This window comes from Natronomonas salinimetallica (assembly GCF_013839515.1).
In the GTDB taxonomy this organism is placed as follows: Archaea; Halobacteriota; Halobacteria; order Halobacteriales; family Haloarculaceae; genus Natronomonas.
This window is the reverse complement of sequence record NZ_JACDNQ010000001.1, coordinates 169,340-191,466: the sequence shown is the minus strand read 5'-3', so window position 1 is coordinate 191,466 and position 22,127 is coordinate 169,340. Positions and strand designations below refer to the sequence as shown.

The window sequence follows — 22,127 nt, the reverse complement described above, 5'->3', positions numbered from 1 at the left end:
GGGGGACGAATCCGGATCGGCCGGTGGTGGCGTGAGAGATCCGGGTTGGCCCGGGGGCGATCACCCGACGTCGGGGAGAAACCGGGCGAAGACGAGATACCCCGTGTGGCCGACGCCGGCCGTCGAGGGCCGCGAGCCGCGGTCGTCGAAGTCCATCCGCCGCTGGATCGTCTCTAGGGTCTCGATTTCGGCGAGCCCGGCCGACCTGGCGGCCTCGACGCACTCGCGGGCCGACTCGACGAACGGCGAGTAGACGGCGATAAAGCCGCCGGAAGCCAACAGATCATCGGCCCGTCCGACGACGGCGGCCGCGTCGCCGGTGTCCAGTGTGAGCAGGTCGTACCCCCCTTCGAGTTCGTCGAGTTCGTCGGTCAGATCGCCCGTTCGGACGTCGACGAGGTCGGAGACGCCCGCAGTCGACATGTTCTCGCGGGCGACCTCGGCGAACTCGGGGTCGCGCTCGTAGGTCGTCACGCCGACGCCGAGACGGCCGAGATACGCCGCGAGAACGCCGGTTCCGGTCCCGGCGTCGAGGGTTCGATCGCCCGAGGCGACGCCCGTATGCCCGATCACGAGTCCGATGTCCCGGGGCATCATCGGCGCGCCGGTGCGTTCGAGGTGGTCGAACAGGTCCGGGCCGCGGAGTCGCCGCACCTCGAAGGCCTCGTCCAGATGCGTCTCGACGACCGTCCCGGGCGTCACGTCCTCGGGGAGTTCGAGGACGCCCAGATCCGTCTCCTGGGTCTCACCCGGCGCGAGCAAGAACGCGCGGGACCCGCGGACGGCAAGCACGCGGCTCTCGGGATCCGCCGATTCGGGATCCGCCGATTCGGGATCCGCTGATTCGGAGTCCGCCGATTCGGAGTCCGCCGATTCGGAGTCCGCCGATTCGGAGTCCGCCGTGGTCCCGTCGGAGCTCTCACCCGTCACTCGAGTTTCTGGACGGCCGCGGCGAGGTCGCCGGTCTCCTCGAGGGCCTCGCGGGCCCGTTCTTCGGACGCCCCGGTTCGCATCGCGACGATCTCGACGTCGTCCTCGTCGAATCCGCTTTCGACGGCGGTCTCCCCACCGGTGTCGGCCTCGGCGTCCGGGGACGTGCTCCCCTCGCCGCGCGGGCGGGTATCGGGCTCGCCGACGATCTGGTAGGTCTGCTCGCCTTGGGCGTCCATCCGCTGGACGTCGGCGTCGTGAAAGACGAGTTCCTCCTCCGGCGTGCGGATTATGACCTCCTCGGCGTCGATATCCTCGAGGTCGATTCCCATCTGATTCATCATCTGCTTCATTTTGCGCGGGTTCAACCCGCCGCCTCCTCCGAACATATCCCCATCGAGGGGCCGACGGCGCAAAAAGCCTGATGTTCTTTCCGCGGTGTAGGGCCTCGTGGGACAGTCTCGGTCGTTCCGTTCGGTCCTTCGGTGGCATCCCCATCGAGTCGGCCGTCGTGGAGACCGTCGGAAAACAACGAGGGACTCCGAACCCAGCGCCGATAGGGATACCGGGGCGTGACACTCCCCGTCTCACGACGGGAGACGACCCCGAGGTTCCCAGACCGGCGCACGCGGTGCGGGTCTGGCGTTCACCGCGGGGCGGACGTCACGGACGCTCCGTTCGCGGTGTCTCTCCGGGCAACAGCTCCTCGTAGGCCGCGGGATCGGCGGACCCCGAGAGCCGTGTGCCCTCGATGGTGGCGACGCGGCGGACGAGCCGTGTCCCCGAAAGCGACGGCGAGACGAGCCGCGGGAGCCCCTCCGGGGAGAACTCGGTATCGAGTCGGTCGACGGCGAGGATCCCCTCGACCGCGTCCGCGACCGGGACACAGACGCGGAACCCGTCCTCCGATTCGACGAGGAGGTGTGTCGCGTCGGGATCGATATCCCCGAGGACCTCGACGAGTTCGATACCCCGCCAGTGGCCCTCGATCGGTTCGCCGCTGCCACAGCGCGTCTCACAGGCGAGATCGACGAGACCGAACCGTTCGATCGCCGCGCCGAGATCGATATCGACGTCACCACCGACGGCCGTTCGATCGAGCCGGGAAACGAGTTCGTCAGCGGGTCCGTCGGCGGGGTGTCGGGAGGTCATGTCAGGAACCATCGCCGGCCACGATAATATACTCGGGCCTCGATATCCGCGGATGATATCGTGTGGCGGGAGCCCGAGGCCGGATGTTCGCTACGCCGGCCGGCCGTTTCGAACCTTGACGGCCATGCCGGTATCGAAATCGGCCATCGCGTCCGCCGAGAGCTCCGCCCGCCCGACGGCGATGAGTTCGCCGCGCTCGTGTTCGACGATGACCTCGTCGCCCGGTCGGACCTGCGGATCGACGTGTCGGACGAACTTCGCGAAGACGTTTCGCTCCTCGCGGACGAACGGCTCGCTGTCGTCGCCGACGACGACGCGGTACGCCGGGGACGAAAGCGCCGATTGCAGCCGACGTCCGCCGGCGATGCCGAGCGTGAACCGGCCGTCGGTCCCGTAGGAGACGACCCGCTCTCCGTCGGCGAGGATCTGCTGTGGGCGGCCGGATCCGGTCCGCTGGATGACGACGTCACCGTCGAAGAGCGCCCGCCCGGCCCCGGCCCCGAACTGGTAGTCGGCGACCGTCCGGAGCGCGTCGATGTCGCTTGCCATACCCGATCGTACGCCGGGGGGCGAATACGCCTTTCGACCCGGACGCCACAGCGGGTTCCTCGGGCGAGGCCGCGAACACCTCCGATCGCCCCGTATCCCCCGGACCGCCGTCCCACATCCCCCGGACCGCCGTCCCACATCCTCCGGATTGCCGTCCCACATCCTCCAAAGCGTTCGCATCGTCCGGATGGTTTCCACAGCACTTATGGTATCAAACTACCGAGTCGGCGGTATGCCAACAGGTACGCAGAAGCTCGTTCTCGGGGCGATCGCGCTCGGCGTCGGCAGCGTCCTCATCTTCGCTTCGGGGCTTCTCGGCTCGCCCGTCCCCGGCATCGCCGCCGCCGTAGCAGCCGTCGCGATGACCGCCGGGACGTTACTGATCGGGCTTTCCGAGGAAGGCGTCGGGGTCTGATCGCCCCCGGCGTGTCCGTGCCACCCAGCGCGGTCGCAGCCCCGGGTACGTCGCCGATCGGGGTCTCAAGCACTCCACCGGCCGGGGCCTCAAGCACTCCACCGGCCGGGGCCTCAAGCACTTAACAGGGCTCGGACCGTTGTCGAACTCGATGGACGGATTCAAGACCGTTGGACGTCTCGGAATCGGACTCGGAGCGGTCGCGATCGCGGCCGCCATCGGCTGGGTTTTGTTCGTTGAGATACCGAACGGGACGGCCGAACTGCTCGGCGTCGTACTCGCCGTCGTCGTGGCCATCGGGGGCCTCCGCATCGGTGGCGCGTTCGGACGGAGCGTCTTCCCCGGTTACAACGCCGCGGAGGTCGCGATCGAGGGGCCGATCACCCGCGACGGCGGGGGGGCGGTCCCCTCGCCCGGCTCGGCCGGAGCCGACGACGTCGTCGAACTGATCGAACGGGCGGACGACGATGACAACGCCGACGCGCTCGTACTCAAATTGAACACCCCGGGCGGAGCGGTCGTCCCGAGCGACGACATCCGTCTCGCGGCGAAGGCCTTCGACGGTCCGACGGTGGCGTACGCGACCGACGTCTGCGCCAGCGGCGGTTACTGGATCGCGAGCGGCTGTGACGAGCTGTGGGCACGAGAAGGGAGTATCGTCGGCTCCATCGGCGTCCGGGGGTCGCGGGTGACCGCCACCGAGTTGCTGGAGAAGGTCGGCCTGAAGTACGAACAGTTGACGGCGGGCGAGTACAAGGAGGCGGGCGCACCGTTCAACGATCTCTCCGACGAGGAGCGAGAGTACCTCCAGGGGATCGTCGACGACTACTACGACCAGTTCGTCGAGACCGTCGCCGAGGAACGGGGGACGGATGCCGACGCCCTCAGGGAGACCGAAGCGAAGGTCTTTCTCGGCGAGGAGGCCACGGAGCGGGGGCTCGTCGACGCCCTCGGGACGCGAGAGGACGTCGAGACGCGCCTGGAAGAGCGACTCGGTAGCGACGTCGAAATCAAAGAACTCGAGCCTTCGATCGGGATCACAGCGCGGCTTCGAGGCGGGGCCGAGGGCGTCGCCTACGCTTTCGGGGCCGGAATCGCCGCCCGATTCGGCGATCCGGGCGGCGAGTTCGACGTTCGGTTCTGATACTGGCGGTCACCGTTCGGTACGTACCGTCGGCTCTCTCCGGGCCGGTATCGCCCACGTGAGGAGCCCCGACAGCCCCGCTCGGCGGCCGGGAGGACACAACCGTTTTATTCGGATGTACAGAACGCTCCGATATGACCGAGACGACTCTGTACGACCGACTCGGCGGGCGCGAGGGGATACGCGCCGTCGTCGACGAGTTCTACGACCGACTGGTGGCCGACGAGAAACTGGGGCCGTTCTTCGAGACGGCCGATCTGGAGTCACTTCAGCGGACGCAGACGGATTTCCTCTGTGAGGCGGCCGGCGGGCCGGAGACGTACGACGCCGCACCCGTCCGGGAGGCTCACCTCCACGTCCCGCTTACGCCCGCCCACGTCGAGCGGGCGGTCGGCATCCTCGAGGAGAGTCTCGACGAGTTCGACGTTCCGGACGAGGACGCACGGACTGTCGTCGAAGCGGTGGCGAAATACGAGGCGGAGCTGCTGGCGCGACCCGATGGGGACGGTGGCGGCGACGAGAACGGAGCACGCAGTGAGGGCGGAACCGGGGCGCGCTGATAGGGATCGGTGTCCCGACGGAGCGGTCCGCATGATTCGACACCCTGAGTCCGGCATATTCGACACCCTGAGTCCGGCATATTCAACACCCTGACTCGGTGTACCTCGCCCACGTACGCCAGACGCGGAACAGCTCACTCGATCGTGGCGGCCCCCACCGTAATCGGGCCGGTGTCGTCGATCAGAAGCTCTGTTTTAGTTTCTCGAAGAAGCCCTGCTCGACGTCGATGTCCTCGCCGCCTGCCTCGGCGAACGCTTCTAGGGCCTCGCGTTGCTCCTCGTTGAGGGCTTCCGGCGTAACGATCCGGACCTGGACGTACATGTCGCCGTAGCCACGACGCTGCAGTCGGGGCATTCCCTTGCCCTGCAGGCGGAACGTCTCGCCACTTTGGGTCCCGGCCGGGACGTCCATCTCGACGGTACCGTCGAGGGTCGGCACTTCGACGGTGTCGCCGAAGACCGCCTGTGGGAACGAAACCGGGTGACGCCGCCGGAGATCGTCGCCGTCGCGCTCGAACAGTTCGTGGTCGTCGATCCGTATCTCGACCAGGAGATCGCCGTTCGGGCCGCCGTTCTCGCCGGGGGCCCCCTCACGTTCCATCCGGAGCGTCTGGCCCTCCCGGATGCCCGCGGGCACTTCGACCTGCAGCGTCGCCTCGTTCCGGACCTGTCCGTCACCGCGGCACGTCGAACACGTCTCCGAGTGGATCGTTCCCTCGCCGCCACACTGCGAGCAGGTCTCGGTCTGTTGGACGCGTCCGAGCGGCGTCTGTCGCACCGTCGTCCGCTGTCCCTGACCGTTACACGCCGAGCAGGTGCGTGAGTCGGCGTCGGGTGGGTGGCCCGCACCGTCACAGTCCGGACAGCGCTCGGGACGGGTAACGGTTAGCTGTTTCGTGACGCCCTCGTAGGCGTCCCCCAGATCGATCCGGAGCCGGGTTTTGAGATCCGAGCCCTGCCGGGGGCCGGACCGCGACCGGGAGCCGCCACCGCCGAAGAACTGCTCGAAGATGTCGTTCATTCCGCCCATACCGCCGGCACCACCCATCCCGCCCATGCCGCCGGCACCGCGGTCGGCATCGGTCGCGCCGCGCTTTTCGGCTTCCGCGAAGCGCTCGTGGCCCATCTGGTCGTACATCCGGCGCTTTTCGTCGTCCAAGAGCACCTCCTTTGCTTTCTTTACTTTCTTGAACTTCTCGTCAGCGTTCGGATCGTCGGAGACGTCCGGGTGGTACTCGGCGGCCTTCTTTCGATACGCCTGTTTGATCTCGTCTTCGCCCGCGTCACGGGAGACGCCGAGTGCCGAGTAGAAGTCCTCGCTCATTCGTTACCGTGTCTAGACGGTTGAGACACTTGAAAAGAACGGGTCGCGACTCCCGGCCGCGGACGCGTCACGGTTATGACGGACGACGCTGTAGCCCGCACATGGAAGACACCGTAACGCCGGTCACGTCGAAGGAGACGTCCGTCGGCAACAAACTCCTCGATCTCGTCATCGGGATCGGCGCGATGGCGCTTTTGTTGCCGGCTGCCCCGTTGTTGCTCGTGTTGTGGCTTTGGGACCGGCTCCGAAACGAGCCGTCGGACGACGGGTGAACCGCCTCGGAACGGTCGAAGCGAAACCCGCACCGTTCACAGCAGTCGTCGGATCGGTCTCTCCGACGTACGCTCGGGCATCCGATCGCCGAATTCCACGGGTCCCTTTTATCATCGGTGCCCGCTATCTACGCGTATGTACGATGACGTCCTGTTCCCGACCGACGGCAGCGAGGGCGCAGCCGCGGCGCTCGGGCACGCTATCGACCACGCGCTGACGTACGAGGCGACGCTACACGTCCTCTATGTCATCGAGGAGACCGCCCCCACCGTCGAGACCGGAACCCCGGAGCTTCTGGAGGAGCTCGAACAGGAGGGTGAACGGATACTCGAGGACACCCGGGCCGAAGCGAAGGCCGCGGGCCTCGAATCGATCCGGGGATCGATCGCCGGGGGAGCGCCGTACCGACGGATTCTGGACTACGTCGACGAGCACGACGTCGATCTGGTCGTGATGGGGACACACGGTCGGCGCGGGGTCGATCGGTACCTGCTCGGGAGTGTCGCCGAGAAAGTCGTTCGAACCGCGACGTGTCCAGTTATGACGGTGCGGGCGGACGAGGACTGACGCTGCCGGCTGTTACTTCCTGACGATATTCGTCATCCCGAGTGGCGGGATCCTCGACAGACGTACGGCTGGCAGTATGAGACGGATCGGTCCAACGGATCACCGACGAGCGCTATAGTGAACATCGCAACTATTCACACGTCGATCGCACTGCCGCCGTGCGGTCGAGTGTGTATCGTCTTCCGGTCTCTACTATAGATCCGATCGGCGCTCGACCGGCCGATCTCTCGCGTCACGGACCGGCGGCCGATCTCTCGCGTCACGGACCGGCGGCCGGCCGTTCCTCGACGAGGCGTGCGACGTCGGCGGCGGTGCCGGTCTCCCCCGACTCGACGTAGTACGTCGCACAGGCGTTCGCACACGCCAGCGCGACGTCCCAGTCCCACCCACACGCCAGCGCGTGGGTCAACGCCCCGCTGAACCGATCGCCGCCCCCGGTGTGGCGCTCGGGGCTGAGAGCGCGGTAGTTCTCGACGCGCGTCCGCCCGTCGCCCGCCGCGACGGCGGCCTCGTCGCGAGCGTGCATGACGGCGGCCGTGATGCCCGTCGCCTCCCGGATCGCAGCGAGGCGTTCGATGTCGGACTCGAAGGCCCCGAGGGGATCGGCCGTCGCCCGGACCTCCTCCCGGTTCCCGTTGTAAACCACGTCGAACGTATTCTGTAGGGCGGCGAGTGCGTCGTGTAACGCCTCCATCCTGTCGGGGCTGTTGCCGACCACGTCTCCCGGATCGAACACGAACGGAACCCGTCCCGCCTCCTCGGTCCCCAGCCGATGAAACGCGGCCTCTAAGCCGGACGCGGACGTCCAGTTGCTACAACAGACCGCGTCGCTGTGGAGTACGTCCGGGAGACCGCCGACGCGTCGTATCTCCTCCAGCGTCCAGTCCGTGAGCGCCGAGTCGTCGACGAACATGACGTCCCTGTCGGCGAACTCGAGGACGTAGACAGTCGAGGGATCACCCATCGAAACCGTCTCGAACGGTAGCGGCTCGAAGACGGGGTCCTCAAGGTGGCCATAACAGGTCACGTCCCCGCCAAGCCCGTGGAGCTGTTTCGCGGCGTTGACCGCCTGCCCGCCAGGTTCTGTCGTCTCGACGTGAAACCCGAAGGAGCTTCGGTCGCCGAGGATCCCGCGGGCGAACGACGCCCGTGTCTCGAGCGCTTCAGCGCCGCCGGAGACCGAACAGTAGTGGTCGATGCTCCCGTCCGGGAGCGTCGTGACCGTCGGCGAGTCCGAGGTCGCAAGATGCCGCGGGAGCCGATCGTAGGGCATGATGCCGTCTATCCGTACTCCTCGGAGACCGGGTGAAACGGTTACGGTTCGAACCGGTCCGAGCCGTCACCGCTTACGGGCCGTCCGAGCACAGTCGGTACACAGGCCGGTTCCGGCGTCGTAGTGGGTCTTACAGACGAGCGCTCCACATCGGGAGCACTGGTGTTCGGCGGGCGCTGCCTCACAGATCTGACAGAGTGTTTCGACGCTCATGGGTTTCAATCGGATCGGAACTGGCGACAGACCGAACCGTGTCGGATCGGGGCCGATCGACCGTGGCCGGGACGACCGGCCCCGGCCGTGGCCACGGGGGACAGGGGCGGCGGGCGCCCTCGCATTCGCTCCGCCAGCTCACACTGACAGTGTTTTCCACGCATACATATATACGGCGGGACGGGGGCGGGCCGTATCGTGGCGACGTCCCCGGCCGAGGCGCCGATTCGTCGACGTTCGGCGGGCGGACGAGGTCGACGTTCGGCGGGCGAACGTTCAAATAAAGGGGGGAAACTACATTCAACGGCGAGCTCGTACCGCCCGGTGTGGGCGGAGCCCACGGAGGAAGACATATGTCCAACGACACGAACGAAACGCGGTTCATCACGGTCGCCCTCATCGTCGTCGGCGTCTTGGTTCTGCTCCCGATGTTCGCTATGGGCCTCGGGATGATGGGAACCGGACCGATGATGGGTTAAATGGGAGGCCACGGCGCGTGGGACAGCACAGCCGGATCGGGCTGGATCCCGCTGATCGGTATCGGCATGCAGTTCGCGTTCCTCGCCGCCATCCTCGCTGCGGGGTATCTCGTCTTTCGGGCGGTCACGGCGGACCGCGATTCGGACCCGGCGCTGGAGGAACTCCGTCTCGCCTACGCGCACGGTGAACTGACCGACGACGAGTACGAGACGCGGCGTGAGGTCCTCGAAGAGGGTTCGTGATCCGCCGGTGTGATGCTTCCCCGCTACCGCGGCCACGGTTCCGGCCGGGACCGACACCGACGGAGCCGGTCCCGGGATCGACGTCGCGTGGACGAATAACCGCCGCGACCGACGCGTGCGTCCGCGTCTCGGAGCCGGAAACGGTATGATCCGTTCGACCGTATGAGCGCCCATGGGTGAGTTTACGCTGTACGTACAGCTACTCGAGGACGAGCTATCGGACGGCATCGAGGAGGTGTTGGACCCGTATGTCGAGGCCTACGAGTCGGTCAGCTACGAACAGTCGAACATCGACGCCGACGAGCGCGCCGGCGTCCTCGTCCCGGAAAGAGCGCTCGGTATCGACGAGATCGAAGCGTTCGCCGAGATCTTCAAAGAACTCGACGGCGATCCGGCCGTCCACGACCTGAGCCTGTGGGGTCCCGGATCGACCCGGTTCCCCATCCGGGCGTACCACCACGCGCTCCAGAACCTCTCGGATCCCGACCGATACCAGTTCCACGCGCTCGACAACCGGGAGACGCTGGTTATCTGTGATACCCCCGGGGACCTCCGGCAGGCGAAAAGCGACATCGGGTCGGCCGGACTCGTCACCGGCGGCGGCGCAAAGTTCTAGCTCACCGCCGCGTCTCGCGGACGAGCCGCGTAGCGGTCGCCTTCCAGGTGAGGACGACCGCATGGCCCGCCGTCACGCCGAGTTTGATCGCGCTCTCGTCGGTGATCAACGCCCGGAACGCCGTCCCATCGACGTCGACGCGGATGGTATGGACGGTCTCCCCCGGGTCGGTCCCCGACACTCGCCCCTCAAAGCGGTTTCGGGCGCTCGTCGACCCCGGTTCGGGATCGCCGTCGGGGGCGTGGACCGTCACCGCATCCGCGCCGACGCGTACCTGGACAGCCTCGTCGGTGGCCAATCCGTCGTGGAGGCCGCGCACGGGGCCGATCGGCGTCTCCACGTCGGCTAGCTCCCCCGATACCCCGGTAACGGTGCCGTCGAGTACGGTTTCCGGGACTCCAGCCGTCGCGGTCAGAGCGGCCTGCAGCCGGCCGTATCGATCGAGAAGCCCAGTTCCGTTGTCCGTCACCCGGCTCCCGCCGCCGCCTTCGCCCCCACGGCGTCGTTCGACCAACTCGCCGAAGGCCGCCTCGAGCGCCTCGATCCGGGAGAGCGCTCGCGCGCGAGAACGACCGAGCTCCGAAGCGGCCTTCGCGACCGAGCCGTGTCGGGCGATCGCCCGGAGCAAGGCCGCGTCCCGCGCGTCGAACTCGGCGTCGTCCTCGATGAGTGCCGCCCGTCCGCGTCCGTCCGGATCGTCCATCGTCCGTTCGGTGTTCCCGGCGGGTCATTTAACGCTTGCGACCGCGTCGGGGCCCCTCAGTCGATCAGTCCGTATCCCCTCTTAAACAGATAGACGTCGAGCGCGACGACGGCGGCCGTGAATCCGCTCAGGACGCCTAACGAGACGAGGGGGTCGACCTCCTGATACCCCAAGAAGCCGTACCGAACGCCATTGACCATGTATACCATCGGATTTACGAGCGAGAGCGTCCGGTACAGCGGCGGGAGGATCTCCAAGGAGTAAAACACCGCGCCGAAGAACACCAGCGGCCGGAGGATGAACTGGGTCATCACGGTCAGATCGTCGAAGTCGTTCGCGACCAGCCCGCCGATGACGCCAAGGGAGGCGAAAAGCAGCGGTACGACGATCATGAACGCGGCCAGATAGACCGGCTCGGCGATCGGCACCGGGGTGAACACGAGGCCGATCCCGACGATGATGAGCCCGACGGTAATCCCCCGCAGGGCGGCCGCGAGGATGTACGCGAGTACCATCGACGTGTACGACAACGGGGACGTGAGCGTCTCGTGAATGTACTCGTTCCATCGGCCGTGGAAGATCGAGAACGAGGCGTTTTCGAAGGCGTTCGAGATCGCGCCGAGCACCACCAAGCCGGGCAGCAAGAAGACGATGTAATCAAAGCCCGCGACGTCCTCGATCCGCTGGCCCAACACGACGCCGAAGACGGCGAAATACAGTACGTTCGTGATCGCCGGCGGCAAGAACGTGTTCGTGGGGCGTCGGACGAACCGCAGTATCTCCCGGCGGAGCAGCGAGCGAAAGCCGACACCGAAGACGCCATTTCCGCCCCGAGAATCGACCGCTCGCGTGGGGGTCTCCCGGCCGTCCCCCGTGTTCGATGCTCGATGTTCCCCGGTATTCGATGCTCGACGCTCCCCCGGATTCGATGCTCGACGCTCCCCCGGATTCGAATCCGCGCTCACTGGATCACCCCCATCGGCTCGGCGGCCTCGTCGGTCCGGGTCATATCGACGAAGACCTCCTCTAAGGAGGCCCGCCGGATGTCGAGATCGAGCACGTCGTAGCCCTCGTATTCGAGTTCCCGAAGCAGATCGGGTGCGACCGTACCGCCGCCCTGCGCGGTGACGACGAGCGTCGACCCCTCTAGTCGCGTCTCGACGACCCCCTCGACGTCGAGAGCCGGGACGGCCGCCGGGCGCTCCGAGAGGGTGAGATGTACCTGATCGGTGCCGCGGGACCGGAGTTCGTCCGGGGTCGACACCTCGACGATCCGGCCCGAATCGACGATCGCGACCCGGTCACAGAGCCGTTCGGCCTCCTCGATGTAGTGAGTCGTAAGCAGGATCGTCGTCCCGCCGGCGTTGAGCCGTTCGATGACGCGCCACAGGTCCCGCCGTAACTGGACGTCGACGCCCGCCGTCGGCTCGTCGAGGATGAGCAGTTCCGGCTCGGTCACGAGCGCGCGCGCGAGTAGGAATCGCCGTTTCATTCCGCCGGAGAGCCAATCGAAGCGCGTGTCGCGTTTCTCCCAGATACCGACCGTCTTCAGCGCCTCCTCGGCGCGGCGTTCGGCCTCCCCCTGCGGGACGCCGTGGTAGCCGGCCTTGTGTTCGAGCACCTCGTGGATCGGGAAGAACCGATCGACGTTGAACTCCTGTGGCGCGAGCCCGATCCGGTCGCGGGCCTGGCGGTATTCGCCTTCGACGTCGAAGCCGAACACCTCCGCCGTCCCGCCGTCCTTTCGGACGAGCCCGACGAGGACGTTGATGAAAGTGGTCTTGCCCGCGCCGTTGGGGCCGAGCAGTCCGAAGAACTCCCCTCGATCGACCTCGAAGGTCAGCCCGTCGAGCGCCTGTACGTCGCCGTAGGCCTTCCGGAGGCCGTCAGTCCGTATTGCGGGATCCATACACGACCGTAGGTCAGGGACGCGGTTAAGCGGCGTGAAACGGGGCAGGACGGGAGGTATTGGGAGACGTACGGCTCACGTGCGCGCGGCTTACGCGCGCTCTCCGGCCGGGACCAGGTCCTGGTGTCGGAAGACGACCGGCAGCGTCTCGGCGCTTTCCGCGTCCTCGAGGCGGTAGGACGCGTGGTCCATCTCCCGGCCGTCGTCGTCCGCGTCGGGGTCGGGATCCGGTCGGTCGGCGAAGACGTGGCGGACGCGACAGACGGTGCCTTCGAAATCGCTCTCGGCGCCATCGGCGGCGAGTTGGACCCGGACGTGGTCGCCGACGTCGTAGGGCTCGGTCGGGATGTCGGTCATTTTCGTCCCCGTCTTCGAGGCCGGCGGCTTAATGCGTTGGGTCGCGCGTACGGCGATCCCTCGTCCTGACGGTGGGACTCCACCCCCGAAAAGCGCTGGACCGTGGGTGGTGAGCCGGCGTCGGGCCGGTGGGCCTACACCGTAAACACGGGACAGTGTGCCGTTCGCAACACCCGGTCGGCGACGCTTCCGATGTAGGGCGTCTCCGAACTACCCCTGCCGTGTTTGCCCATCACGATGAGATCGGCGTCGACCTCGTCGGCGTAGTCGACGACTTCCTCGTGGGGAGTTCCCCTGCAGTAGGCCCTCACCGCGTCCAAGCGCTGTTTTTCGGCCCGTTCGACCAGCTCATCCAGCTCCGCCGTCGCCTCTTTTTCGGCTTCCTCCAGCGCGAGTTCGTAGTTCGACAGCGCCGGTGTCTTGCCGTATCGGGACTCGTCGATGACTCGTATGAAATACACGTCGGCGTCGTTATCGTTTGCGATCCCGAGCCCGTGTTCGATACCCCGCTCGGCCGCCTTGCTTCCGTCGGTTGGAATCAGAATCGTCTCGTAGTCGGCCATACGGACGAGGCTGACGGAGGGCTACTACTAACATATGTCGGAACATATCACGTTCATAGAAGACGACACTGGCGAGTCGATCGCGGCAGCGGAAAAAAGTCGTGACGTGGACGCGGCGGATCTAGCTACTGAAGTCGTTACAGACCGGGATGCCGAGCGTGTCGTAGTCGCTCATCGCGGCCAGTTCGTCGGGCACGGCGTGGAGGTCGACTTTCTTTTCGACCAGCGCCGTCGGATTGAGCTTTCCGGACTCGATCATGTCCAGCATCTCGCTGTATCGGGATGGCTGGAGACCGAGCGACCCTTTGAACTCGATCTCCTTGGCGACGATGTCGTCGGTCGGCAGCGATACCATCCCCTCCTCCTCGGAGGTGGTCAGTCCGATCTGGACGTGCGTGCCGCCCTTCTTGAGGCTGTTGACGGCGTTCTGGCAGGTCGTCGCGATACCCAGCGCGTCGGCGGAGACGTCCGCCCCGCCGTTGGTGATATCGTGGACCTCTTTGACCGCGTCGTCTACCTCCGTCGCGTTGACCGTCTCGACCGCGCCGAGCTCCTCGGCTTTCTCCAGTTTGTCGTCCATCAGGTCGACGCCGATGACGTTGGCGCCGAGGGCGTTCGCGATGTGGACCGCCGACAGGCCGATGCCGCCACAGCCGTGGATGACGACGTCGTCGCCGGCGTTGACGGGTGCTCTGTGGGCCATCGCGTGGAACGACGTCATGAACCGACAGCCACAGCCGGCGGCGGCCTCGGCGTCGATACTGTCTGGGAGCGGAATCGCGTTGGTGTCCGCGTTGGGGATGTGGACCTCCTCGGCGAACGCTCCCGGGGCTTGGTTCATGAACCCGAGACCGACGTGGTTCTCACAGATGTTCTCGCGACCGTTCCGGCACAGGTCGCAATCGCCGCAGGCGAAGTTGAACGGGATCGCGATTTCTTGACCCTCCTCGACGTTTTCGACGTCCTCGCCGACGGAGACGATGCGTCCGGTTGGCTCGTGGCCGAGAATGTGCGGCGGGTCGGGCCGGTAGCCGAACCAGTCCCAGTCACCCTGCCAGCAGTGCCAGTCGGACCGACAGACACCACAGCCGATGACCTCGGCGACGGCACCGTCGGGGTCCGGTTCCGGGCGTTCGACGTCTTGTACCTCCAGGGGCTCCTCGAACTCCTCCAGTAGTACTGCTTGCATTGCGAACCCACGTACCAAGGGTCTTGTATTAAAATTTGTGCAAAATCCCGCCTCCGAGATGTAAAATTCACCCACTTGTTGGTAAGGTAGACTATTCAGTAATATACACTAATATATTCATGCCTGTTTTTGTTAATCGAGGGTCGGCCGTGAGCCGCCCCGGCCTGCTCCGCCCGTAGACACCAACACGGCACAGCCGGCCCAGTGCCGCCAGTCCTCACGACGCACCCGGACCCGCCGCGACGCTCGGTATCCTCCCGTCCCGGCTCATAAATTTCACTTGTGCTAAAACAACCACAATTGTTTTGTCGGTCGCTCCGGTTGTACACCCATGGCACGCACAGCGCTTCCACACGATGCGAAGGCCGGTCCGACGAAGCCGGAGGTCCGGTCCGTCACGCTCGGCAAGCTCGAGTTGGACGACGGCGACCACTTCGTCGAAGTCGGCTCCTGTACCGGCGCGGTGACGATCGAAGCCGCCCGCCGGGCCGGCCGTGTGACGGCCCTCGAACGCAAGCCCGAGCGCCTCGAGGCGACTCGAAAGAACCTCGCGGCCAACGGCGTCGAGGCCGTCGAGTTGATCGAGGGGGAGGCCCCCGAGGCGCTGCCCGACGACGCCGACGCGCTCTTTTTGGGCGGCTCGCGCAACTACGTCGGCGTCCTCGATCACGCCGTCGAGACCGGCGTCGACCGCGTCGTTATGAACGTCTCGCGGCTCGAGGTCGCAGGCGACGCCGTCCGGGCGTTCCGCGAGCGGGACCTCTTCGAGGAGGTCGTCCAACTGCAGGTCTCGACGGGCTACGAACTCGCGGGCGCGACGAGTTTCGACTCGGACAATCCGGTCTACGTCATCGCCGGAGGCGCCACATGACGCTGTACGGCGTGGGCCTCGGCCCCGGAGACGCCGATCTCATCACGGTCAAAGGCCGCGAGACGCTCGAATCGGCCGACGTCGTCTATACGCCCGGCCGGCTCTCGCGGAGCGTCGCGACCGAGTACGTCGACGACGGGCAGTTGGGCGATCTCGACTTCCCGATGACGAGAGACGAGGACGAACTCCGGACGGCCTGGAAGGCCGCCGCTGCGGAGATCGCCCCGACCGCGGCCGAGGGCACCGCCGCCTTCGTCACGCTGGGCGATCCCAACGTCTACTCGACGTTCGGCCACCTGCGTCGGACCCTCGATCGGTTCCATCCCGACGTCGAGGTGGAGACGGTCCCCGGTGTCTCGACGGTGACGGCCTTTGCGACCGCCTTCGGCGTCGAGATCACCGCCGGGTCCGAACTCGTCCTCCGTGAGGCCGCACGCGGGGCCGCTCCCGTCGGTCCCGATCGGCTCGTCCTCTTCAAAGTGACCGACGTCCCGACGACCCACGAGAAGCTGATCGAGGCGGGCTACGACGTGACCTACGGCCGACGGCTGTTCATGAACGGCCACGAGACGATCGTCACGGAGGAGCCGACCCGCCTCGACGAGCGCGATTACTACACCGTCGCCTACGCCGAGAAACCCGACACCGGTGAGGCCCCCGCGACGGCGGCCTTCGGGAGCGAGACGGAGACAGACGGCGGGCGGGTCGCCGCCCAACTCGCCGCCGCCGAGTCGGCCGGCGACGGCGAGGCCTACCGGGACTCGGAGGGAACCGATGACTGAAGCCGACGACGGCACCGACGACGAACCCTCCCCGGATCCCCAGACGGCGATCGACGCCCAGCGCGAGCGACACGCCCACGAGCGCGACGAGCGCGTCTACGAACACACCGCGGGCGACGAGCGCGAGGGGATCCCCTTTATCGGCGCGGGACCGGGCCACCCCCGCCTGTTGACCGTCGCCGGCAGGGAGGCACTCGAAGCCGCGGACCTCGTCGTTCACGCCGGCTCGCTCGTCAACAGCGAGGTGCTCGACGCCTACTGCGCCCACGCCGAGTTGGTCAACAGCGTCGGCAAGGACCTCGAAGAGCTGGTCCCCCTGATGCGCGAGGCCTACGAGGACGGCCGGACGGTCGTCCGTCTCCACAGCGGCGATCCGGCGATCTACGGTGCCGCCCTCGAACAGATGGACGCCTTAGAGCACGAGGGCGTGCCGACGTATCTCGTCCCCGGCGTCACCTCCGCGTTCGCGGCGAGCGCGACGCTGCGGACCCAGCTCACGCTCAACGAGACGGCCAACCACGTCGCGTTCACCCGGCCGCAGGGCAAGACCCTCGAGGCCGAGGACGACCACATCGCCGAGTTCGTCGGGATGGGCGACGTGACGACCTGTATCTACCTCGGCACCCACGCCGTCGCCGACACGATGGACCGCCTCGTCGAGTCGGGGGTCGACCCCGACACGCCCGTCTCGGTCGTCTATCACGCCTCCTGGCCCGACGAGGACATCATCGAGGGGACGGTCGGCGACATCGGCGAAAAGGTCGACGAGGCCGGCTACCGTGCCTCCGCGATGGTGTTGATCGGCGATGCCGCCGCCGGGGCGGGCTACGAGCGATCCTACCTGTACGGCGGGTGGGCCAGCGGGGACCGGGGGACGGACGAGTCCGCCGGGTCCGAACCGAGCCGAACCGACGGCGACACCGAAACCGAAACCGAAACCGAGAGCCCCTCGGACGACGACTGACAATGAGCACCGATACGAACGCGGACGACGGAAGCGACGACTCGGACGGGCACTGCTCGACGCCGGACTCCGACGGCGAGGTCGCCGAGGAGATCGCGATCGTGAGCTTCGAGCGCAAACTGCCCGTCGCCGAGGAAATCAAGGACGAACTGGCCGACGACTACGAGTCGATCGAGATCCTGGAGTACCACGGCGACGTCTTCGCCGAGCACTGGGGCGAGTACGACTGCTTCGTCGGCCTCATGGCCTCCGGGATCGCGATGCGGAAGACCGCCGGGCTGCTCGACGACAAGTGGGACGATCCCGCGGTCGTCGTGGTCGACGAGGAACTGACGTGGGCGATCCCGCTGACCGGTGGCCACCACGGCGCGAACCAGGTCGCATACGATCTCTCGAAACTCGGCGCCGTCCCGGCGATGACGACCGCCAGCGAGGCCGCGGGCAAACAGGGGATCGAATCGAAGGCGAAGGCTTTGGACGCCCACGTCGTCAACGGCGATTCGACGGTCGCGACGAACCTCGCCGTCCTGAACGACGAAATCGGGCCAGTCGAGCGCCTCGACGGCCCCCGTGCCGTGTTGGTCGGCGGCGACGTGACCGTCATGAAACGCAACGACGGGGGCGTCGTGTTGGGGACCGGCACCGTCAGCGGCGTCAAAAAAGAGCAGGTACTCGACGCCTGGGATGCGGCGCTCGGCGACCTCGACCTCGGCGTTTCGGACGTGGAGTTCGTCGCCACCGCCACCCGAAAGGAGGGTGAGGAGGGGCTCTACGAGGCCGCCCAGGAGATCGGCGCGGGGGTCGTGTTGTTCGAAAAGGAGACGCTGCTCGATCACGAGGGGCCGACGCCCTCCCGGGCGAAGGAGCTGATCGGCTGGCCGGGGATCGCCGAGGCATCGGCGATCGCGGGCGGGCGCGAACACGAACTGCTCAGGGAGAAAGAGCGCTTCGACGACGCGGTGACCGTGGCGGTGGGACGGTAATGTCCGACGAGTCGGACCCGCCGGCGGGCTACGGCACCCTCTACGTCGTCGGGATCGGTCCCGGCCTGCCGCACGCGATGACCCGACGCGCAACGGACGTGATCGAGACGGCCGACTGCGTCATCGCCTCGAACCTCTATCAGGAGTTCCTTCGAAAGGACGGGACGATCCCGCCGAAACGCGCGGCCGGTGACGGCGAGGCGACAGCGGACGGCGGCGGGACAGCGGCCGACGTGGCCGGGCCGACAGCCGAGGCTCGCCCCGAATCGTGGTCCGACGGGGCCGTGCTGACCCGTCCTGACGGGACGGACCAAGAGCTCGTCCGCTCCTCGATGGGCCGACAGGTCGAACTGACACAGGAGGCGTTCGAGCGCGTCCGGGCCGGCCAGGACGTCGCACACGTCTCCGGCGGCGACCCGAACGTCTACGGGAAGAGCGATCTCGTCTTCTTGATGGCCGACGAGGAGGACGCGACGGACGTCCCCATCGAGATCGTCCCGGGCGTGACGGCGGCGCTGGGCGGGGCGGCGAACCTCGGTGCCCCGCTGTCGAACGACTTCTGTACGATCTCGCTGTCGGATAAGTGGCGCGGCTGGGACGAGATCGAGGAGAAACTGCGGGCGGCGGCGATTTCGGGGTTCGTCATCGTCCTGTATAACTGCTGGCGCGACCACGAGCGCGCGATCGACGTGATCCGTGAGGAGCGCAGCGACGACGTGTCCGTAGCGATCTTCAACGACGCCGGCCGCGGCGAGGACGGCCGCAACCTCGAAGACGAGACACACACGATCACGACACTCGGGGAGACCGACGAGCACGCCGACGAGGTCGGCGGAATGGGGACCTCGATCCTCATCGGGACCGCGGACAGCCACGAGTGGGCGAACGATTACCAACACTTCCTCGTGACGCCGCGCGGCGGCCGCGAGGTGGAGGACTTCTGAGATGAGCACTGATGACACCACGGAGACGGCGGAGGCATCGACCGAAACTGACGCGGCGGCGAAAGCCGACACCGAGTCGAACTGCGGCGGCTCGACCGATGCCGAGTCGAACTGCGGCGGCTCGACCGATTCCGAGTCGAACTGCGGCGGCTCGACCGACGAGGAGGAGGTCGGCGCGAGCGCGGACGACTTCGATGCGGAGCCCGGAACGCTCGTCACGGTCGGTCTCGGCCCCGGAAAGCCGGAGGGGATGACCGCGCGGGCGAAGGGCGCTCTCGCCAACGCCGACCACATCGTCGGCTATCGGACCTACGTCGACTTGCTGCCCGACGAGATCACGGCGGACGCCGAGGACATCTACTCGACGCCGATGTGCGGCGAGGTCTCACGGACGGAGGAGGCGATCGACCGGACGCTCGCGGGCAACGACGTCGCGATCATCGGCTCCGGCGACCCCAACGTCTACGCGCTGTCGGGACTGGCGCTGGAGATCCTCGAATCGAAGGGCGGGAGCGCCGAGGCAGTCGACTTCGAGGTCGTCCCCGGCGTCCCTGCCGCCCAGTCCTGTGGGGCGCGTCTCGGCGCGCCGCTCGTCAACGACACCGTCTCCGTGTCCCTGTCGGATCACCTCACCCCGATGGAGGACATCGAATCGCGGCTCGAAGCCGTCGCACCGGAGGGGTTCACGATCGCGATTTATAACCCCTGGAGCCGCAAGCGTCGGGAGAACTTCCAGACGTGCTGTGAGATCCTCTTGGCACACCGCGATCCGGGGACGCCGGTCGGCATCGTCCACGGCGCTTCCCGCGACGACGAGGCGACGATGATCACGGACCTCGGGACGCTGCCCGACCTCGGCGAGGAGGAGATCATCGACATGACGACGACGATCATCGTCGGCAACGAGGACACCTACGTCTGGGAGGACCGGATGGTGACGCCCCGTGGCTACGAGACGAAATACGACTACTGATGGCGACGAAATACCAAATCACGGTCGATCTGAACGCGTGTGACGGGGTCTTCGCCTGCCTCGTCCGCGACGATCGCTTCGAGGAGGCCGAGGACGGACTGGTGACGCTGGCGGGGAGCCGACGTGACGGCGAGGAACTGACCGCCATCTTCGAGGACGACCGACTGTCCGAGGCCGAGGATGCCGCCGCCGCCTGCCCGACGGACGCGATCACGGTTCGGGAGGTGTCCAGCCCATGAACGTCGATACGGATCCGGAGGCCGACACGGACCCCGGCGTCGACACGGCGACACCGACCGACCTCCTCGATGCCCACCCCGAGACGGCGTACTTCTGGGGCCGCGTCGTCGGCGACGGCGAGGCCACTGCCCGCGGTGTCGCGGTTCGGACGACCGACGAGGCCGCGGCCGGCCGGCTGGCGGCGATCGCCGGATCCGAGGACGTCGATCACCGCACCACGGAGCGCCAGTACGCCCACGACACCTCGATCACCCGCAGTGAGGACCGCTATACGGTCCGGGTACACGGCCCGATCGGCGACCGGGCGGCCGCGGCGCTCGGCCTCCCCCTCGAGGGGGACGCGGGCGGTTACCGGCTCGATGTCCTCGCCGAGTACGACCGTCACCTCGTTCGGGGGCTGCTCGAGGGCTGTGGCACCGTCTGTTTCAAGTCCGCTGCCGGCACGGTCGGGATCTCGTTCGTTCACGACGACCGGACGGCCCTCGAACGGATCGCGGGGCTGCTCGATTCGGCCGGCGTGGACGCGCCCGGCGGCGATATCTCGGAGACGTCTTCGGGGGGGTATTGGTTCGGCCTCGACGACGAGGCGGCCCCGGCGTTCGGCGAATGGGTCTACTCCGGAACGGACGAGGGGACACGCGATCCCGCACTGTTCGCCCCGAGTCGCCGTCGGAAACTCCGGCGAAGCATCGAGGAGGCGGAGGGATACTGATGCTCGACGCCGAAGCCGTCGTCCTGGCCGGACACGGATCGCGCCGGGAGCGCTCGAACGAACAGGTCCGCGAACTCGCCGCGGGGCTGGAGGGCCGCCTCGGCCTCCCCGCTGCCGCCGGGTTCATCGAACTCGCCGAGCCGTCGATCGGCGAGGCGATCGGCGCGCTCGTCCCCTCGGCGTCGGACGTGACGGTGCTCCCGTTGTCGCTGTTCGCGGCCAGCCACGTCAAATCGGACGTCCCGCTCGTGGTCAACGAGGCGAGAGCCGAGCACGACGCGACCCTGCACAACGGCCGACATCTCGGCGTCCACCCCTCGATCGTCGAGTTGCTCGACGACCGGGCGGCAGCCGTCGAGGACACCCTCGGCGTCGACCGCGCCGACGACGACGTTCTGGTCGTCCTGTGTGCCCGCGGCTCCTCGGACCCCGATTCGAACGGCGACGTCCACAAACTCGCGCGCCTGTTGTACGAGGGTCGCGGGTTCGTCGACGTCGAAGCCGCGTTTATCGGCGTGACCGAACCGCTGCTCGAAGACGCCTTACACACCGTCTCGAAGCGCCGTCCCGACGCGGTCGTCGTCCTCCCGTATATGCTCGGCGACGGCGTATTGGCCGGGCGGATCCGCGATCGAACGGCCGAGTTCGACGAGGCGTATCCCTACGCAGTCGCCGGGTGCGGCGACCCGCTCGGAACGGACGATCGGCTCCTCGACGTCCTGGCGGATCGCTTCGAGGAGGCACGCACGGGCGACGTATCGATGTCCTGTGACACCTGCAAGTACAAAGTCGAGATGGACGGCTTCGAGGACGATGTCGGCGGCGCGCGTGCGGCGCTGCGCGCGATGACCCATCAAGCCGCCCACGCCGACCGCTCGGCGGTCGACTCGGAACCGCACGTCCACGACGCCCCCGACAAACACGTCGCGGTCTGTACGAACCGGACCTGCGCGGCCCAGGGGGCCGCGACGGTACTCGAGCGGCTTCGGCAGGCGACGAGCGAGGCGGACGTCGACGCCCGGATCACCCGGTCGTCGTGTCTCGACCGCTGCGGTGAGGGTCCGAACGTCGCCGTCTACCCCGACGGCGTCTGGTACGGCTCCGTCTCACCCGAGGACGCCGACCGGCTCGCAACGTCGCTTGCGGAGGACCGCATCGTATCGGAATTAGTCGACCAGACGTTGTAAGACTCGACCCCA

General features: G+C 67.1%; 30 protein-coding genes. 17 read left to right on the top strand and 13 right to left on the bottom strand.

Annotated features, from left to right (window positions below):
* Positions 1-60 precede the first annotated feature (60 nt).
* From HZR14_RS00910 to HZR14_RS00895, 4 genes are all read right to left on the bottom strand, one after another.
* Positions 61-792, bottom strand: a complete 732-nt coding sequence (locus tag HZR14_RS00910; RefSeq protein WP_370464938.1) for a methyltransferase domain-containing protein — start codon at positions 790-792, stop codon at positions 61-63.
* Positions 793-926: 134 nt separating this feature from the next.
* Positions 927-1,319 carry a nascent polypeptide-associated complex protein gene (locus HZR14_RS00905; RefSeq protein WP_181690981.1) on the bottom strand — a complete coding sequence of 131 codons (393 nt, stop codon included), beginning with the start codon at positions 1,317-1,319 and terminating at the stop codon, positions 927-929.
* Positions 1,320-1,593: 274 nt separating this feature from the next.
* Positions 1,594-2,082: a molybdopterin-dependent oxidoreductase gene (locus tag HZR14_RS00900; RefSeq protein WP_181690980.1), complete on the bottom strand. Its 489-nt coding sequence runs from the start codon at positions 2,080-2,082 to the stop codon at positions 1,594-1,596.
* Between the two features lie 90 nt (positions 2,083-2,172).
* A complete protein-coding gene (locus HZR14_RS00895) occupies positions 2,173-2,631 on the bottom strand; it encodes a PUA domain-containing protein (protein ID WP_181690979.1) in 459 nt (152 codons plus the stop codon).
* Between the two features lie 232 nt (positions 2,632-2,863).
* On the opposite strand from HZR14_RS00895, the gene HZR14_RS00890 reads away from it, so the two are divergent.
* The 3 genes from HZR14_RS00890 to HZR14_RS00880 all read left to right on the top strand — a co-directional run bounded on the left by HZR14_RS00890 (position 2,864) and on the right by HZR14_RS00880 (position 4,750).
* Positions 2,864-3,046, top strand: coding sequence for a hypothetical protein (locus HZR14_RS00890; RefSeq protein ID WP_181690978.1), 183 nt, complete (start codon positions 2,864-2,866; stop codon positions 3,044-3,046).
* A 151-nt stretch (positions 3,047-3,197) separates the two neighbouring features.
* Entirely contained in the window at positions 3,198-4,190 is a 993-nt protein-coding gene (sppA, locus tag HZR14_RS00885; RefSeq protein ID WP_181690977.1) for a signal peptide peptidase SppA, read from the top strand.
* 134 nt (positions 4,191-4,324) lie between these two features.
* A complete protein-coding gene (locus HZR14_RS00880) occupies positions 4,325-4,750 on the top strand; it encodes a truncated hemoglobin (protein WP_181690976.1) in 426 nt (141 codons plus the stop codon).
* Positions 4,751-4,931: 181 nt separating this feature from the next.
* Here HZR14_RS00880 and dnaJ read toward each other — a convergent pair whose 3' ends face one another.
* On the bottom strand, positions 4,932-6,074 hold the full coding sequence (dnaJ, locus tag HZR14_RS00875) for a molecular chaperone DnaJ (protein WP_181690975.1): 1,143 nt from the start codon (positions 6,072-6,074) through the stop codon (positions 4,932-4,934).
* A gap of 101 nt (positions 6,075-6,175) precedes the next feature.
* On the opposite strand from dnaJ, the gene HZR14_RS00870 reads away from it, so the two are divergent.
* Together HZR14_RS00870 and HZR14_RS00865 are read left to right on the top strand one after the other, a co-directional pair.
* Positions 6,176-6,346 carry a hypothetical protein gene (locus HZR14_RS00870; protein ID WP_181690974.1) on the top strand — a complete coding sequence of 57 codons (171 nt, stop codon included), beginning with the start codon at positions 6,176-6,178 and terminating at the stop codon, positions 6,344-6,346.
* Between the two features lie 136 nt (positions 6,347-6,482).
* Positions 6,483-6,914 carry a universal stress protein gene (locus tag HZR14_RS00865; protein ID WP_181690973.1) on the top strand — a complete coding sequence of 144 codons (432 nt, stop codon included), beginning with the start codon at positions 6,483-6,485 and terminating at the stop codon, positions 6,912-6,914.
* Between the two features lie 259 nt (positions 6,915-7,173).
* Here HZR14_RS00865 and HZR14_RS00860 read toward each other — a convergent pair whose 3' ends face one another.
* Both HZR14_RS00860 and HZR14_RS00855 read right to left on the bottom strand, forming a co-directional pair.
* Entirely contained in the window at positions 7,174-8,187 is a 1,014-nt protein-coding gene (locus HZR14_RS00860; RefSeq protein WP_181690972.1) for a carbohydrate kinase family protein, read from the bottom strand.
* Between the two features lie 66 nt (positions 8,188-8,253).
* The gene (locus tag HZR14_RS00855; RefSeq protein ID WP_181690971.1) at positions 8,254-8,400 is read right to left on the bottom strand and encodes a hypothetical protein; all 147 of its coding nucleotides are present in this window, start codon (positions 8,398-8,400) and stop codon (positions 8,254-8,256) included.
* Between the two features lie 353 nt (positions 8,401-8,753).
* On the opposite strand from HZR14_RS00855, the gene HZR14_RS14290 reads away from it, so the two are divergent.
* The 3 genes from HZR14_RS14290 to HZR14_RS00845 all read left to right on the top strand — a co-directional run bounded on the left by HZR14_RS14290 (position 8,754) and on the right by HZR14_RS00845 (position 9,738).
* Complete coding sequence (locus HZR14_RS14290) at positions 8,754-8,879, top strand: hypothetical protein (RefSeq protein ID WP_255479128.1); 126 nt, start codon at positions 8,754-8,756, stop codon at positions 8,877-8,879.
* Positions 8,880-9,122, top strand: coding sequence for an SHOCT domain-containing protein (locus HZR14_RS00850; protein ID WP_255479127.1), 243 nt, complete (start codon positions 8,880-8,882; stop codon positions 9,120-9,122).
* 172 nt (positions 9,123-9,294) lie between these two features.
* Positions 9,295-9,738: a hypothetical protein gene (locus HZR14_RS00845; protein WP_181690970.1), complete on the top strand. Its 444-nt coding sequence runs from the start codon at positions 9,295-9,297 to the stop codon at positions 9,736-9,738.
* Position 9,739: 1 nt separating this feature from the next.
* Here the strand turns inward: HZR14_RS00845 and HZR14_RS00840 are convergent, their stop codons facing one another.
* From HZR14_RS00840 to HZR14_RS00815, 6 genes are all read right to left on the bottom strand, one after another.
* Positions 9,740-10,441 (bottom strand): TOBE domain-containing protein, encoded by a 702-nt coding sequence (locus HZR14_RS00840; protein ID WP_181690969.1) that lies wholly within the window; start codon positions 10,439-10,441, stop codon positions 9,740-9,742.
* A gap of 56 nt (positions 10,442-10,497) precedes the next feature.
* Positions 10,498-11,406 carry an ABC transporter permease gene (locus HZR14_RS00835; protein ID WP_370464933.1) on the bottom strand — a complete coding sequence of 303 codons (909 nt, stop codon included), beginning with the start codon at positions 11,404-11,406 and terminating at the stop codon, positions 10,498-10,500.
* A complete protein-coding gene (locus HZR14_RS00830; protein WP_181690968.1) occupies positions 11,403-12,350 on the bottom strand; it encodes an ABC transporter ATP-binding protein in 948 nt (315 codons plus the stop codon). Before HZR14_RS00830 ends, HZR14_RS00835 begins: the two co-directional genes overlap by 4 nt.
* Before the next feature lie 90 nt (positions 12,351-12,440).
* Positions 12,441-12,707 (bottom strand): DUF8139 family protein, encoded by a 267-nt coding sequence (locus HZR14_RS00825; protein ID WP_181690967.1) that lies wholly within the window; start codon positions 12,705-12,707, stop codon positions 12,441-12,443.
* A 134-nt stretch (positions 12,708-12,841) separates the two neighbouring features.
* On the bottom strand, positions 12,842-13,270 hold the full coding sequence (locus HZR14_RS00820; protein WP_181690966.1) for a universal stress protein: 429 nt from the start codon (positions 13,268-13,270) through the stop codon (positions 12,842-12,844).
* 121 nt (positions 13,271-13,391) lie between these two features.
* The gene (locus tag HZR14_RS00815) at positions 13,392-14,459 is read right to left on the bottom strand and encodes a zinc-dependent alcohol dehydrogenase family protein (protein ID WP_181690965.1); all 1,068 of its coding nucleotides are present in this window, start codon (positions 14,457-14,459) and stop codon (positions 13,392-13,394) included.
* 331 nt (positions 14,460-14,790) lie between these two features.
* Here HZR14_RS00815 and cbiT point away from each other — a divergent pair, with 331 nt between their 5' ends.
* The 9 genes from cbiT to HZR14_RS00770 are packed head-to-tail and all read left to right on the top strand — an operon-like array spanning position 14,791 to position 22,115.
* Positions 14,791-15,330, top strand: a complete 540-nt coding sequence (cbiT, locus tag HZR14_RS00810) for a precorrin-6Y C5,15-methyltransferase (decarboxylating) subunit CbiT (protein ID WP_181690964.1) — start codon at positions 14,791-14,793, stop codon at positions 15,328-15,330.
* Positions 15,327-16,112: a cobalt-factor II C(20)-methyltransferase gene (locus HZR14_RS00805; RefSeq protein ID WP_181690963.1), complete on the top strand. Its 786-nt coding sequence runs from the start codon at positions 15,327-15,329 to the stop codon at positions 16,110-16,112. Before cbiT ends, HZR14_RS00805 begins: the two co-directional genes overlap by 4 nt.
* A complete protein-coding gene (locus HZR14_RS00800) occupies positions 16,105-17,076 on the top strand; it encodes a cobalt-precorrin-4/precorrin-4 C(11)-methyltransferase (RefSeq protein ID WP_181690962.1) in 972 nt (323 codons plus the stop codon). The genes HZR14_RS00805 and HZR14_RS00800 overlap by 8 nt, the downstream gene beginning before the upstream one ends.
* Positions 17,077-17,078: 2 nt before the next feature.
* Positions 17,079-18,059: a cobalt-precorrin 5A hydrolase gene (gene cbiG / locus HZR14_RS00795; protein WP_181690961.1), complete on the top strand. Its 981-nt coding sequence runs from the start codon at positions 17,079-17,081 to the stop codon at positions 18,057-18,059.
* The gene (locus tag HZR14_RS00790; protein ID WP_181690960.1) at positions 18,059-19,003 is read left to right on the top strand and encodes a precorrin-3B C(17)-methyltransferase; all 945 of its coding nucleotides are present in this window, start codon (positions 18,059-18,061) and stop codon (positions 19,001-19,003) included. Before cbiG ends, HZR14_RS00790 begins: the two co-directional genes overlap by 1 nt.
* A gap of 1 nt (position 19,004) precedes the next feature.
* A complete protein-coding gene (gene cobJ / locus HZR14_RS00785) occupies positions 19,005-19,976 on the top strand; it encodes a precorrin-3B C(17)-methyltransferase (RefSeq protein WP_181690959.1) in 972 nt (323 codons plus the stop codon).
* A complete protein-coding gene (locus HZR14_RS00780) occupies positions 19,976-20,215 on the top strand; it encodes a ferredoxin (protein ID WP_181690958.1) in 240 nt (79 codons plus the stop codon). The genes cobJ and HZR14_RS00780 overlap by 1 nt, the downstream gene beginning before the upstream one ends.
* Positions 20,212-20,928 carry a cobalamin biosynthesis protein gene (locus HZR14_RS00775; RefSeq protein ID WP_181690957.1) on the top strand — a complete coding sequence of 239 codons (717 nt, stop codon included), beginning with the start codon at positions 20,212-20,214 and terminating at the stop codon, positions 20,926-20,928. Before HZR14_RS00780 ends, HZR14_RS00775 begins: the two co-directional genes overlap by 4 nt.
* A complete protein-coding gene (locus tag HZR14_RS00770) occupies positions 20,928-22,115 on the top strand; it encodes a CbiX/SirB N-terminal domain-containing protein (RefSeq protein ID WP_181690956.1) in 1,188 nt (395 codons plus the stop codon). Before HZR14_RS00775 ends, HZR14_RS00770 begins: the two co-directional genes overlap by 1 nt.
* Positions 22,116-22,127: the final 12 nt, after the last annotated feature.